We start from the raw sequence: 13,778 nt of genomic DNA on the forward strand, positions 1-13,778 counted from the left end.
GCCGGCCGCGCCGCCCGCCCGGGGCCCGCCGCCGGCGCCCCCCCCGGGGTACGGGCCGCCCCCCCCGCCCCCCCGCGGGGGGGGGGGCGCCCGGGGGGGGGGGGGGCCGGGCCCGCGGGCCCGGGCCCCCCCCTCTCCTTCGTACCGCCCGGTCCTCAGCCGGCGCCGTTCCACCGGTACGGCGCGTAGACGTCCATGCACGCCCCTGCGTCGTTGCCCTTGACCGCCTCCGCGCTCTGCGGCACGTCGCCCGCCCTGGGGGCCTCGCTCTTCGGGTAGGAGGAGCCCTCCCGCCAGTCCGCGCCGACGACCAGGGTCACGCCGGAGGCGTCCGTCGACCGGCTCACGGCCGTGGCCGGCAGGCCGAGCGCCTTGGCGACCGCCTGCGCGTCGCCCTCCAGCTCGGCGCTCGGGAAGCTGACCGTCGTCCGCTCGGAGCTCTGCCGCTCCCGGCTGGCCGTCGTACGGGCGTAGCCCTTGCCGGAGAGGACCTGCGCGACCGCGGCGGCCCGGCCGGAGACGGGGGACCGGGTGTCGCTGCCGGTGCCGTTCTGCACGGTGACGGCGAGTTCGCCGGGGCTCGTGGAGGCCTTCTTCGCGGGCTTCTCGGCGGGCTTCTTCGCGGGCTTGCCGTCCTGTGCGCCGCCCTTGTCGAAGGGGACGTCGTCCTGGAGCAGTTTGAGGACCTGCTCGGAGTCCTTCGGATCGACGACGTAGTGGTTGCGGTTGGTCGGGTCCTCGATGGTCGGCAGCGACGTCATGGTGATGCCGTCCGACGGGACGTCCTTGAGTTGCAGTGCCAGGTCGAAGAGTTTCTTGACCGAGCCGATCTCGTCGGAGACCTCAAGCGCCTTGGTGGCCGTCTCCGCCAGGCCGGTCAGCCGGCCGACGTCGGTGAACGCGTTCTGCGACTTGAGCGTGCGGATCATCGAGTTCATGTACATGTGCTGCGCCTTGGCGCGGCCCTTGTCACTGGCGAACGCGTGCCGGGTGCGCAGCCACTTCAGGGCGTCCTCGCCCTTGATCTTGTGGTTGCCCGCGCTGAGCTTGAGGTGCGAGCCGCCGGACTGGCTGGGCGTCGGGCGGTCCCAGACGCCCTGTTTCAGGCAGACGTCGACACCGCCGACGGCGTCCGACATCTGCACCACGCCGGCGAAGTCGATCATGATCCAGTGGTCGATGTAGACCTTGGTGAGCTCCTGCCAGGTGTCCAGGACACAGCTCGGACCACCGCGCGCCAGCGACTCGTTGATGATCGTGTTGGTCTTCGGCGAGACGGCGCCGGTCTTGTCGTCCTTGCACTCGGGGATGTTCACCCGGGTGTCGCGCGGGATGCTCACCACCGAGGCGTGCTTGCGGTCCGCGGAGACGTGCAGCAGTTTCTGCACGTCGGCGAGCGGCTTGCTGCCGACGGACGACTTGCTGCCGCCGAGCTTCAGGTTCGCCGGATCGTTGCGGTCGTCGGAGCCGATCAGCAGGATGTTCAGCGGGGTCTGCCCGGCCGCGTTGGCCTTGGGCCTGTCCGGGCCGTTGTTGCTGCTGCGGGCGCTGCTGCGCAGGTTGCTGTTGAGGTGCTCGTAGTAGAGGTAGCCGGCGCCGGCCGTGCCGAGGATCAGCACGGCCACGGCTATCGCGATCCCGCGCAGGACGCGCTTCTTCCTGCTGCCGCCGGGCTCCGGACGCCGGCGGCGCGCACCGCTCCTGCGGCGTCCGCCGCCGGAACCGCTGCCGCCCGCCGGTGTGCCGCGTCCGTCCCCCGGAGGCGCGTCCTGCGCCCCCGGGCCCCCGGGCGCCGCGTCCTCGTAGAGACTCTCGTCCCAGCCGAGGCTGCGGGCCCGGGTGCCCTCCCCATGCACACTGCTGCTGCCCACCGGGCCCCCCTACTCCTGTTCAGATTTTTCGTGCGTCGTACGTCGTGCCTACGGCGCCCGGTGACCCCAGGTCACTTGGCGCACACCGACTTGGCCGCGTTGGCCTGCTGGACGCCGGCCGGCACCTTCGCGGGACCGCCCGGGGGCGTGCCCGGCGCGGTGAAGTCCTTGCCCAGGGTGAGCGACATCGGCTCGCGCTCCTGCGCCTGCTGCCCGGTCGGCTTCATCGCCGAGGACGGCAGTCCCATCATCGCGGCGAGCGCGCGCGCCTGGTCGGCCTGGTTCTCGCCGTACGACAGCGTGGTCTTCGCGATGTCGGGCTGCGGCGAGTTGCCGCCGTTGGTCGCGAGCCTGGCGCCCTTCTGCAACTGGAGCCAGGACAGCGTCTCCTGGGCGGCGCCGCTGGGGCCGCCCCCGTTGAAGACGTTCACCCGTACGTCGTCGGCGGCGGCCTTCTCGCCCTTGAGCAGGGCGTCCTGCTTGGCGTCCGCCTGGGCCTTCTGGGCCTTCTCCTGCTTCTTCACCTCACTGAGCGAGGTGTCCGACTGCATCATCGAGAACAGCGGAGCGGCCTGCGAGTCGTTGACGACGACGGTGGCCTTGCGGCCCACCGGCTCCGCCGGGTTGTCGAGGACCGGCAGCGTGGCGAAGGTGACGTTGGCCGGGTCGACCTTGGCGACCTCGGTGGCCAGTGACTTCAGCTTGAGGATGCTGCCGATGCCGGAGTCGACGGTCAGCGCCTGGGTGGCGGCGTCGGCCAGGTCGTAGAGCTTGCCCGGGTCGGTCAGCGTCTCGCTGGACTTCATCTTGCGGATCATCGCGCCGATGAACTGCTGCTGCGTCTTGATCCGGCTGAGGTCGGACTCGTCGCCGAAGGCGTGCCGGGTGCGTACGAAGGCCAGCGCCTGCTCGCCCTCGATGGTGTGGTTGCCCTTGGCGAGCTTGAGGTGCGACTTCGGGTCGTCGACGTCCTTGGCGACGCAGACGTCGACGCCGCCGACGGCTGTGGTCAGCGTCTTCACCGCGTTGAAGTCGACCATCATGAAGTGGTCGACGGTCAGCCCGGTGATCTCCTTGACCGTGCGCATGGTGCAGCCGGGGTCGCGGTCGGACTGACCGAGGCTGGTGTTGAAGCGGGCCTGCTGCTGGCCGGGTACGACCTTCTCGGTGCCGTCCACCTTGGTGGGGCAGTCCGGGATCGAGGTCATCAGGTCACGCGGGATGGACATCGCGGTCGCGTTCGTCCGGTCCTTGGAGACGTGGAAGAGGATCGTGGTGTCGGCGTGGCCGGGGCTGTTCTTGTCGCCGTAGCCCTCGTTGCCGTCGCCGACCCGCTTGTCGGTGCCGATCACCAGGATGTTGATGGCCTGGTCCTTCTTGAAGCCGCCCGTGCCGCCGGAGACCTCCACCGACTTCAGGTTGCCGTTGAAGTGCTCGTAGAGGGCCCAGGCGCCGACCGAGCCGACCACGACGACGAAGCCGACGACGGCGCCGGTGATCTTCAGTGCCTTCTTGCGCGGCTTGGGCTGCTTGCGCTTGCGGCGGCCCGCGGGTGGCGAGCCGCCGCCACCCTGGCCCCGGGTGCCGGGGCCTTCCTCGGGGCCCGGACGTGCCGACGTACGACGGCTTCGCTGGGGCGGTACCTCGCGCCGGGGGGCGGCGGACCGCCGGCCGCTGTCACGGGTGTCCCGACCGCGGCCGCGACCACTGCCCGGGGGCTGTCCCGTGCCTCTCGGGGACCCTGCGGATTGGTCCAGTCGCAGTTCGTAATGGCCGGTGTGCGGGTTGAGAACCCACTGGTCGGCGGGGTCGATCTCGCCCGCCCCGTCACGGCTGTGCGCGTCCACGGTTGCCTGAGTCCTCCGTCGGTCCCACGCGAGGCGCCTCCCCCCAGGCGCTCGGTCATTCGGTCCAGTCGTGCGTGCGTGACCCGCGTTGTGGCAGGTGCTTGCACTGGATCGCGTCACACTATCTGCCCAGATCACGGCCGAGCGACGGCAGTGACAAATTCCACGCCCCTTACAACCGGGCAATTCCCCCAAACCGCAACGGGGTATGTCTCCGTCTTGGGAATCGCTTTACTCGCACATGCCCGTGGCGGCGTTTGTTCCGGTGAAAGTCGGTGTCGGCTGGGGACTTGGTGTACCCGGACCGATCGGCTTGCCCTCGTCGGTGTTGCCGTTCTCGGGTTCGACCGTCCCCCCGGAAGGGGTGGGGGAGCCCGACTCCCCGGTGTTCGACGGGGACTTGGCCGGTGCGACGGACACCGGCGCGTCCTCGCGCAGCTGCCGGAAGAGCTTCTCCGCCTGCGACTTGATGAGTTCGTCCCGATTGATGTCGTACGTGTAGGGCTGTCGTGGAACGGTCAGGAACTGCACCTTCTCGGACGGTACGTCCCGCATCCCGGACGCCAGGTCGTACAGGTCGCGCAGCGAGGCCAACCCCGGGTCGGTGGTGAGGGACTTGGTCGCCGCGTCCAGCACCGGATAGAGCTTCCCCGGGTTCAGCAGGACGCCGCTGCTCTGCATCTTGTTGACGAGCGAGCCGAGGAACTGCTGCTGGCGGTCCATGCGTTCGGTGTCACTGCCACCGCCGATGCTCTTGCGCGCGCGTACGTAGCCGAGCGCCTGCTCCCCGTTGAGGGTCTGCGGTCCTGCGGCGAGCTTGAGGTGCGCGTCCTTGTCGTCGATCGGCTTCTTCAGACAGACGTCGACGCCGTCGACCGCGTCGACCATGTCCTTGAAGCCCTGGAAGTCGACCACCATGTGGTGGTCGAGCCGGATGCCGGTCAGCTTCTCCACGGTACGGATCGTGCAGGCCGTACCGCCCATCTCGTAGGCCCAGTTGAACTGCGCGAACATCGCCCGGGTGCGGGTGCCGTCCGCCTTGGTGCAGCTGGGGATGTCCACCATCAGGTCGCGGGGCAGCGAGACGCCGGTCGCGCCGGTGCGGCCGCCCGCCAGGTGCAGCAGGATCGTGGTGTCCGAGCGCTGGGTTCCCTCGTCGCGGCCGTACTTGCCGTTGCCGCCGGCCCGGGTGTCCGAGCCGATCAGCAGGATGTTCAGGGCGTCGAGCGCCACCGGGGCCTGGGCGGGGCGCTCCTTGTCCCAGGCGCGGAGCTCGGCGGCGGCGTCGTTGTCGGTGGTGATGTTGCCGTTGAGCTTCTGGTAGAAGTACCACCCCGTGCCGGCGGCGGCGAGCACCACGACCGCGGCGCCGCCCGCCAGCCAGCGCACCCAGTGGCGACGGTGGGGCGGCGGGGGAGCGGGGGGCTCGGCGGGGGCGCCGTCGGATGCTCCCGTGGCGGGAGGGTCGGCGGGTGCACCGTCGGATCCTCCCGCGGCGGGGGGCTCGGCCGGTGCACCGTCGGATGCTCCCTCGGTGGGCGCACCGTCGGAAGCTCCCGCCGCGTTCTCCCGCGGGGTGTCCCCCGCGCTCCCTTCGCCTGCCTCCCGGGCGGCGGATCCGTGCTCCTCCTGCGCCGAGGCGCCGGGGGGTCCCGCGGACGCCGCAGTGCCGGCCGTCTCCGCTCCGGACGCCCCTGCTCCGTCCGCCGCCGGTTCGTCCGGTCGGGGGGGCGTGCCAGCAGTGTCGGTCACGTCTGCGTCCATCCTCGTACGGGGGCGGCGGCCCGCTGGGCCGCCGATCGCAGGAGTAGACGGCTGAACCCGGCGCTTGGTTGTGCGTGCGACCGATCATGTACCGGGCCCGCTCCCGCACCGGCGAGGCCGGGCCCCGGTCCACCTGATGGGCCCGCCCCCGGCGGCGTACCCGCTCTACGCCTGCGCCGGACGTCCCGCCGTGTGCGTGACGCGCTCGCTCGCGACCCGCTTGGCGAGCCCTTCGGCCGACAGCTGTCCGAGGTTGCGGCACAGCACGACGGACGCGCCGGCGGCCAGCGGGGCGTACAGGCCGGCGGACAGTCCCTCCCAGCTGTCGTACCCGAGCCCCGACAGCACGCGCGAGTCGGGGCCCAGGCCGAGCGCCGCCGCGTCCGTGCGGGCGCGCTCCACGACCTCGACAGCGGTGAGCTCCCCGCCGTCGACGACCAGCGCGCTCTCCTGCGGGTCCACCGGGGCGAAGGGTGCGAAACGGTCACCCTGGGACGGGACTTCGACCGCGTAGTCGGCGAAGCCCTCCGGCGGTTGCGGGAACCGGCCGCCCAGCGGGCGCAGCGCCAGTGCGATCCGCTCGCCCCGGCCCGCGCGCGCCGCTTCGAGCGAGTCGGGGCCGCTGACCACCACGTCCGCCGACCCCGGCGCTCCGAGCACGTCGGCCGTCACACCCACCGACGAGCAGGCCAGCAGCCAGACCGCGGTCTGCCAGTGCGCGGGCAGGTGCAGCGCGAGCCGGTCGCCGGGCCCCGCCGAGAGGTCGCCCTGCAGGAGGTTGGCGGTCTTGGCCACCCAATTGGCGAAGGTGGCGACGGACAGTTCGACGCGCTCGCCCGTCGCGTCGTCGTAGAAGGTGACGAGGGGACGGCCCGGGTCCGTGGCGAGCGCGGAACGCAGCAGGTCGGCAGGGGTGCGGTCGGTGGTGTTCATCCGAGGAGGGTACGTCGGCCGGGTGCGGGGGAACCGATCCGGCCGGTGGCAGGGGCACCCGTCCGGCAGACACACCGTCAATCCGCCCGCCGGTTCCAGCGATGGACAGATTTATATGCTTATGTCCAAGATCTGTTGCATGCGTGCATCCCTTGCTTCTTCGATCGGCGTCACGTGCGCGGCCCTGCTCGCGCTCCCGTTCGTCCTGCCCGACGAGGTACCCGCGCCCCGGCAGCAGTTGGCGGGCTCGCAGGCGGACACACTCTCCGGCTCCACCAGATCTCTCCCACTGACACCGCGGGGCGCAGGTGCGCCGGGCAGCGACCGGGCGGCGCGCCCCGCCGGACGGGCGGACCTGAACTCACCGGACGTGGAACCGTTCTCCCTGGTCGGCGTGGTCTGGGACGACCCGCGCGCCGTACTGGACGGACGGGTCCAGGTACGTACGAGGGCAGCGGACACCGGCCGCTGGTCACCTTGGCTGGACCTGGACGCGCACCCTGCCGACGCGGCCGACCCCGACGCGGCCGAGGGACGCGCACACGGCTCCACGGCTCCCCTGTGGGTCGGCGCGTCCAACGGCGTCGAGGCCCGGGTGCGCCCGGCAGGCGGCGGGAGCCGGTCACTGCCCGCGGGCCTGCGCCTCGACCTCGTCGACCCCGGCCCCGACCCGCTCCGCCCCCGCTCGCCGGTCCCGGACCTCGAACTCCCGGAGCTCACCAAGGCAGGCGCCGAGCTCCAGGCCGAGGCGGAGACCGGCACCGCGAATCCGTACGTCGGCCCCCGGCCGCGGATCGTCCTGCGCAAGGGGTGGGGCGCGGACGAGAACCTGAAGGAGAAGGGCTACGTCTACACGAAGACGGTCAAGGCCGCCTTCGTCCATCACAGCGCGACCGGGAACGGGTACAGCTGTTCGCAGTCCGCATCGGTCCTGCGCAGTATCTACCGCTACCACGTCAAGAGCAGCGGCTGGCGTGACTTCGGCTACAACTTCGCCGTCGACAAGTGCGGCAACATCTACGAAGGGCGTGCGGGGGGTGTGGCCAAGCCGGTCATGGGAGCGCACACTCTCGGTTTCAACACCGACAGCACGGGCATCGCCGTCCTCGGGACGTTCGGCAGCACCAACCCGTCCGATGCCGCCGTGGACGCGGTCGCGAAGCTCACCGCCTGGAAGCTCGGACTGCACGGCGCCGACCCGCAGGGCGCCACCTACCTCACCTCGGGGGGCAGCAACCTCTACAAGAAGGGCGCCAACGTCCGGCTCAACGTCATCTCCGGCCATCGCGACGGCTTCTCCACCGAGTGCCCCGGCCAACTCCTCTACAGCAGGCTCGGCGACCTGCGGTGGCAGGCGGGGCAGCTCCAGGGCCGCTGAGCTGCGGGCCGGCCGGGACACCTGCCCGGTCAGCGCCCCGCACGGGGCACTGACCGGGACGTATCGAACAGTCTGCATACACTGGCCGCCCACACCCGGCCGGCCCCAGCAGGAAGCAGAGACGACAAGGTGACTGAAGCGATCCTCCTGGTCGGGGGCAAGGGAACCCGGCTGCGCCCGCTCACGGTGAACACCCCCAAGCCCATGGTCCCCGCGGCGGGCGTGCCCTTCCTGACCCACCAGCTGGCCCGCGCGCGGGCCGCCGGGGTCGAACACATCGTCCTCGCCACCTCCTACCTCGCTGAGGTCTTCGAACCGCACTTCGGTGACGGCTCCGCCCTCGGCCTGCACCTGGAGTACGTCACCGAGGACGAGCCGCTCGGCACCGGCGGCGCCATCCGCAACGTCGCCTCGCGCCTGCACTCGGGCCCCGACGAGCCCGTCCTGATCTTCAACGGCGACATCCTCACCGGCCTCGACATCGAGGCCCTGGTCGCCACCCACCGGACCTCGGGCGCCGACGTCTCCCTCCACCTCACCCGCGTCGACGACCCGCGCGCCTTCGGCCTGGTCCCCACGGACGCCTCCGGCCGTGTGAGCGCCTTCCTGGAGAAGCCCCAGAGCCCCGAGGAGATCGTCACCGACCAGATCAACGCGGGCGCGTACGTCTTCCGCCGCTCGGTCATCGACACCATCCCGACGGGCCGCCCCGTCTCCGTCGAACGCGAGACCTTCCCCGGGCTGCTCTCCTCCGGCGCACACCTCCAGGGCATGGTCGACTCCACGTACTGGCTGGACCTGGGCACCCCGCAGGCGTTCGTACGGGGCTCGGCCGACCTGGTGCAGGGCCGCGCGCCGTCCCCCGCGGTACCGGGCCGCTGCGGTGACCGCCTGGTCATGCCGGGCGCGGTCGTCGCCCCCGACGCCAAACTCACCGGCGGTACGGTCGTCGGCGCGGGCGCGAAGGTCGGCGAGGGCGCCCGCATCGAGGGCAGCGCGATCCTGGCGGGCGCGGTCGTCGAGCCGGGCGCGGTGATCACGGACTCGCTGGTGGGCGCGGGAGCCCGCATCGGCGCCCGTACACGGCTGGCGGACGCGGTCATCGGCGACGGCGCGCGGATCGGCGCCGACAACGAACTGCGCTGCGGCGTCCGCATCTGGTGCGACGCGGTCCTGCCACCCGGCTCGGTGCGCTTCTCCTCGGACCAGTGACCTGTTCCTGACCTGTTCCTGACCTGCCCCTGACCCGTTCCGCTACAGGTGGGAGAACCTGCCGGGCGCCATCCGAGGTGCCCGGCAGGGCGGGGTCAGCCCGGTGAGCATGATCAGCCGGACCGCCCGGTGGCGCTGCCCCGCGTAGGGCGCCAGCAGCTCCAGCATGTCGGCGTCCGTCGCGTCCCGCTTCCCGGCCAGGGCGTGCCCGACGATCCCCGGCAGGTGCAGATCGCCCAGCGTCAGGGCGTCCGGCGCGCCGTTGCTGCGCTGGAGGGTCTCGGCGGAGGTCCACGGGCCGATCCCGGGCACCAGCTCCAGCCGCGCCTTGGCCTTCTCGTACGGCATCCCCGCCGCCTCCTCCAGCCGGGCGGCGACCCGGGCGGCCCGTACGACGGTGTCGGAGCGCTTGGCGTCGACGTTCGCCAGGTGCCACTCCCAGGAGGGGATCCGGGTCCAGGCCCTGGCGTCCGGCATCACATACAGATCCGAAGGCGCCCCCGCCACGTCGGGCACGGGCGCGGGCTCCCCGAACTTCCGCAGCAGGTGCCGCCAGGACCGGTACGCCTCGACCGTCGTGACCTTCTGCTCCAGCACCGACGGGATCAGCGACTCCAGCACCAGGCCGGTCCTGCACAGCCGCAGTCCAGGATTGCGGTGCTGCGCCTGCGCCACCACGCGGTGGTGCGCGACGAAGCCGTCCGGCTCGTCCCGCTCGCCCAACAGGTCGGGCAGCCGGTCCAGCAGCCACTGCGCCCCCGGGCCCCAGGCCCGCGCGGAGTCACCCGCCACCCGCAACGTCCCCGGCCCCTCGGGGGTCCGGCTCGCCCGCCACACGGCACCGTCGGCACCGACCCGGTACGCCGGATCGGCCCCGCCACGCCGGAGCGGTCCGAGCACCACCCGCTGAAATCTCCCTGCCACCCCAAAACCCTAACGGGCCTGACCGCGACCCGGATCCCTGCCGCTTTGGACAGCGGGGCCGCCCTCACCCATCCCCACCTCAGCCTCTTTACGCAGCGGGGCCGCCCCCTTTCCCCACCCCCCAGCCCTCTTGGGCAGCGGGGCCGCCCCCTTTCCCCACCCCCCACCTCAGCCCTCTTGGGCAGCGGGGCCGCCCCCCGGGGGCGGGACGGGTGGGCAAGGGGGCGGCCCCTCGCGCGGAGCGCACCCTTTCGCGTGCCCCCTTGCCGGTGCGTTTCCTTCGCGCGGGTGCGTCGTGGCTGGTCGCGCAGTTCCCCGCGCCCCTGAAGGGGCCGTCTCACTTCGTGCGAGTGGGTGGGGGCTGGGCGCGCAGTTCCCCGCGCCCCTGGAAGGACCGTCTCACTTCGCGCGGGTGCGTCGTGGTTGCTCGCGCAGTTCCCCGCGCCCCTGGAGGGGCCGTCCCGCCTCGCGCAGGGCGGAAGGGGGACGAGGGCTCAAGTGACGCGACGTCGCTGCCTCACCTGACCTCGACAAACCCCTCCACGTCCCGCTCCGCCCGCGCCCCCGGCGCAGCCGTCGGGTGGCCCACCGCGATCGTTCCCATCGGGTCCCAGCCGGCGGGAAGTTGCAGCACCTCGCGCACCACCGGCCGGCAGAACATCGTGGAGGACACCCACGCCGACCCCAGCTGCTCCCCGGCCAGCGCCACCAGGAAGTTCTGCACGCCGGCCCCCATGGCCACCACGAACATCTCCCGCTCCGCCGCGTCCCGCCGCGCGTCCCCGTACGCGTGCGCCCCGTCCGTCACCAGGCACGGCACCACCAGGTACGGCGCCCGACGCAGCACGTCCCCGCGCCGCACCCGCTTGGCGATCGACTCCTCGGACTTCCCGTCCGCCCGCAGGTCCGCGACCCACGCGTCCCGCATCGCGTCCAGCAGTCGGACCCTGGACGCCTCGCTCTCCAGCAGCACGAAGCGCCACGGCGTCGTGTGGTGCGGCGCGGGAGCCGTCACCGCCGCGGCGACCGCCCGGCGCACCGCGCCGCCGTCGACGGGCTCGTCCGTGAAGTCCCGTACCGTGCGCCGCTGCGTCACCGCCTCCCGTACGGCCTCCGACGTCCCCAGCCGGAACATGTCGCCGGCCGCACCGCGCACCAGAGCCCGTGCACCCTCGCCGTCCGCCCCGGCGGACACCGTGTGGGCCAGCCCCCGTACCACCGCGACCGGCAGCCCGGCGGCCTTGCCCTTCACCAGGTCGCCGGCGGCGGCCAGTTCGTCCGCGGTCGCCACGACCGTCGCACTCAGCGGATTGCCGTACGCGTCGACACCGCCCCGCAGGTCGTCCAGGACCCGCACCCCGGCGGCCCCGATCGCCACATCGGTGAGCCCGCTGCGCCACGGCCGCCCGAAGGTGTCCGTGACGATCACACCCACCTCGACGCCCAGCGCGGCACGCACCCCGTCCCTGATCGCGCGGGCCGAGACGTCGGAGTCCAGCGGCAGCAGCAGCACGGTCCCGGCCGGGGTGTTCGACGCGTCGACGCCCGCCGCGGCCATCACCAGGCCCTGCCGGTTCTCCACGATCCGCAGCGTCCCGCGCCGGGCCACCACCCGTACCGTCTCGGCGTCGATCGCCGACTCGCGCGAGTCGGCGGCGACGATCCGCCCCTCCGCCTTACTGACGATCTTCGACGTCACCAGCAGCACGTCACCGTCGGCGAGCGCGGGCTCCGCGGCCACGATCAGCTTCGCCAGGTCGTCGCCCTCACGGACCTCGGGCAGCCCGGGGACCGCCCACACCCGGTACGAGGGCGCCGGTGCGTCCGTACGCGCGTCGCTCACGCCCGTACCTCCGAAGCCAGTTCCAGCGCGGCCCGCGCCATCGCGGTGGTCGCCGCCAGGTCCGTCATCATCAGCGGTACGGCACGGCAGCGGATGCCCGCGTCCTCGACCGCCGCCACGGTGCCCGCGTCGACGGTGTCCACGAGCCACCCGTCGAGCAGCCCGGAGCCGTAGTGCTGCGCCACCGCCGCCGCGGTCGACTCCACGCCCACCGCGGCCAGCACCTTGTCCGCCATGCCGCGCACCGGCGCGTCGCCCACGATGGGGGAGAGCCCGACCACCGGCACACCCGCGTCGGCGATCGCCTCGCGGATGCCGGGAACGGCGAGGATCGTGCCCACGCTCACCACCGGGTTCGACGGCGGGAAGACGATGACGTCGGCCTCCGCGATCGCCTCCAGCACGCCCGGCGCGGGCTTCGCCCGGTCGGCACCCACCGGCACGATCGCCTCGGCGGGCACCGAGGCGCGCAACCTCACCCAGTACTCCTGGAAGTGCACCGCCTTGCGCTCGCCGTCCACGTCGACCGCCACATGCGTCTCGACGCGGTCGTCGGACATCGGGATCAGCCGTACGCCGGGCTGCCACCGCTCGCACAGGGCCTCGGTGACCGCGCTCAGCGGATAACCGGCGCCGAGCATCTGCGTACGGACGATGTGTGTCGCGAAGTCCCGGTCACCGAGCCCGAACCACTCCGGGCCGACGCCGTACGCCGCGAGCTCGGCCTTGACCTGGAAGGTCTCGTCCGAACGCCCCCAGCCCTGTTCCTCGTTGATGCCGCCGCCGAGCGTGTACATCACCGTGTCGAGGTCGGGGCAGACCTTCAGCCCGAACAGATGAATGTCGTCACCGGTGTTGCCGATGACGGTGATGTCCGCGTCCGGCGCCGCCTCCTTGAGACCGCGAAGAAAACGAGCACCGCCGATACCGCCTGCAAGAACCACAATGCGCATGCGGAACAGTCTCTCAGGCGAGGTCCGCCCCGTGCGGGGGCCCGGCCTCCCTTGCTCCGGCCTCCACGGCGGATACGGCGGGTACGGCGGGAGCTTGCGCGCCGACCTGTGCGGCTGATGCCGCGGGAGCTTGCGCGCCGACCTGCGCGGCCGATGCCGCTGAAGCTTGCGCGCCGCCCTCCGTGCCCGTCCCGTACATCGGCATCTCCGTCAGTCCCGGGAAGTAGATGTGCAGGCTGACGGCCGGCTCCAGGGTGTCGTTGACCACCTCGTGGACGTGGCCGGGCGCGGAGACGTACTGCGCCCCCGTGCCGAGCGTGCGCGCGCCCCTGTCGTTACGTTCGGTGAGTTCGCCCTGGAGGACGGTCAGCACCCCGGAGGAACCCCCGTGGTCGTGGGCGCCGCTGGCCTGGCCGGGGACCCAGCTGAGCAGCCAGACCTCGTAGCCGGGGCCGGTCCGTAGCCGGTGGTACCAGCGGGTGGCGGCGTCGTAGCGCACGAGCGGGGCCCACTGTGCGCGGTCGGCCGCGATCGAGCGGGCGAGACCGGCGAACCCGGCCACGGTGGAGGGGTGCTCGGGGGCGGGGGCCAGGAGGTGCAGGACCTCAAGGAGGTCACCGGCGATCTGGAGGTCGCTGTCGCTGTTCATGGTGCGGGGGTTCCTCGGCGATGAGTGCTGGGGTGTCGCAGGGCGTCGTGCACCGGCGCAGAAGGTCAGGTGCGGATGCGTCGCCGGCACGTGGGGTGCGGTGTGCGGCGGGTGCGTCGCCGGCACGCGGGATGCGGTGCGCGGCGGGTGCGGGGCTGGAGCGCGGGTGGCTTCAACAGCTGTGACAGCAACAGTGGCAGCGGACCGGGGCAGCACTGCGGACCACACGGGTGTGGGTCCGGGAGAGCACTGCGGTAGCTGGCACGAAAACAAGGTGACCGGGAGTATCACCGTCTGTCAACTCGATGACCGGTTTGGCCTCAATGTTTCACCCCTTCCGGTTAAGGCGGCAGAAGAAAGGTTTGTGCAGCCGCTGACGTGGAGAGATCGCGCTCCAACTGCTC

Annotated in this window: 9 protein-coding genes and 1 pseudogene; 2 read left to right on the forward strand and 8 right to left on the reverse strand. The window is 72.3% G+C overall.

The genetic code is table 11. The annotated features are described in order from the left end of the window. Positions 1-155: 155 nt before the first annotated feature. The 4 genes from ACIQM4_RS15495 to ACIQM4_RS15510 all read right to left on the reverse strand — a co-directional run bounded on the left by ACIQM4_RS15495 (position 156) and on the right by ACIQM4_RS15510 (position 6,415). Positions 156-1,871 carry an LCP family protein gene (locus tag ACIQM4_RS15495; RefSeq protein ID WP_401591340.1) on the reverse strand — a complete coding sequence of 572 codons (1,716 nt, stop codon included), beginning with the start codon at positions 1,869-1,871 and terminating at the stop codon, positions 156-158. Positions 1,872-1,942: 71 nt separating this feature from the next. Beyond that, positions 1,943-3,718, reverse strand: coding sequence for an LCP family protein (locus tag ACIQM4_RS15500; protein WP_401591343.1), 1,776 nt, complete (start codon positions 3,716-3,718; stop codon positions 1,943-1,945). Between the two features lie 231 nt (positions 3,719-3,949). Next, positions 3,950-5,482, reverse strand: a complete 1,533-nt coding sequence (locus ACIQM4_RS15505; protein WP_401591345.1) for an LCP family protein — start codon at positions 5,480-5,482, stop codon at positions 3,950-3,952. A 165-nt stretch (positions 5,483-5,647) separates the two neighbouring features. Next, positions 5,648-6,415 carry a TIGR03089 family protein gene (locus ACIQM4_RS15510; RefSeq protein WP_401591348.1) on the reverse strand — a complete coding sequence of 256 codons (768 nt, stop codon included), beginning with the start codon at positions 6,413-6,415 and terminating at the stop codon, positions 5,648-5,650. A 139-nt stretch (positions 6,416-6,554) separates the two neighbouring features. Between ACIQM4_RS15510 and ACIQM4_RS15515 the strand changes: the two genes are divergently transcribed. Both ACIQM4_RS15515 and ACIQM4_RS15520 read left to right on the forward strand, forming a co-directional pair. Beyond that, the gene (locus ACIQM4_RS15515; RefSeq protein WP_401591351.1) at positions 6,555-7,793 is read left to right on the forward strand and encodes a peptidoglycan recognition protein; all 1,239 of its coding nucleotides are present in this window, start codon (positions 6,555-6,557) and stop codon (positions 7,791-7,793) included. 129 nt (positions 7,794-7,922) lie between these two features. Beyond that, positions 7,923-9,005, forward strand: a complete 1,083-nt coding sequence (locus tag ACIQM4_RS15520) for a sugar phosphate nucleotidyltransferase (RefSeq protein ID WP_401591354.1) — start codon at positions 7,923-7,925, stop codon at positions 9,003-9,005. A gap of 42 nt (positions 9,006-9,047) precedes the next feature. Here the strand turns inward: ACIQM4_RS15520 and ACIQM4_RS15525 are convergent, their stop codons facing one another. From ACIQM4_RS15525 to ACIQM4_RS15540, 4 genes and pseudogenes are all read right to left on the reverse strand, one after another. Beyond that, positions 9,048-9,929 carry a DNA-3-methyladenine glycosylase family protein gene (locus tag ACIQM4_RS15525; RefSeq protein WP_401591356.1) on the reverse strand — a complete coding sequence of 294 codons (882 nt, stop codon included), beginning with the start codon at positions 9,927-9,929 and terminating at the stop codon, positions 9,048-9,050. Positions 9,930-10,446: 517 nt separating this feature from the next. Further along, on the reverse strand, positions 10,447-11,772 hold the full coding sequence (locus ACIQM4_RS15530; RefSeq protein ID WP_401591359.1) for a coenzyme F420-0:L-glutamate ligase: 1,326 nt from the start codon (positions 11,770-11,772) through the stop codon (positions 10,447-10,449). Continuing rightward, positions 11,769-12,725, reverse strand: coding sequence for a 2-phospho-L-lactate transferase (gene cofD, locus ACIQM4_RS15535; RefSeq protein WP_401591362.1), 957 nt, complete (start codon positions 12,723-12,725; stop codon positions 11,769-11,771). Before cofD ends, ACIQM4_RS15530 begins: the two co-directional genes overlap by 4 nt. Positions 12,726-12,917: 192 nt before the next feature. Continuing rightward, positions 12,918-13,374 (reverse strand): annotated as a pseudogene (locus ACIQM4_RS15540) (cysteine dioxygenase); the annotation flags it as partial. Positions 13,375-13,778: the final 404 nt, after the last annotated feature.

The organism is Streptomyces sp. NPDC091272, from assembly GCF_044757485.1.
In the GTDB taxonomy this organism is placed as follows: Bacteria; Actinomycetota; Actinomycetes; order Streptomycetales; family Streptomycetaceae; genus Streptomyces.

What these genes read in the sequence shown, in the direction of transcription:
- ACIQM4_RS15505 (WP_401591345.1), bottom strand. Translation starts at nt 5,482, where the DNA reads ATGGACGCAGACGTGACCGACACTGCTGGCACGCCCCCCCGACCGGAC.
- ACIQM4_RS15510 (WP_401591348.1), bottom strand. Translation starts at nt 6,415, where the DNA reads ATGAACACCACCGACCGCACCCCTGCCGACCTGCTGCGTTCCGCGCTC.
- ACIQM4_RS15515 (WP_401591351.1), top strand. Translation starts at nt 6,555, where the DNA reads ATGCGTGCATCCCTTGCTTCTTCGATCGGCGTCACGTGCGCGGCCCTG.
- cofD (WP_401591362.1), bottom strand. Translation starts at nt 12,725, where the DNA reads ATGCGCATTGTGGTTCTTGCAGGCGGTATCGGCGGTGCTCGTTTTCTT.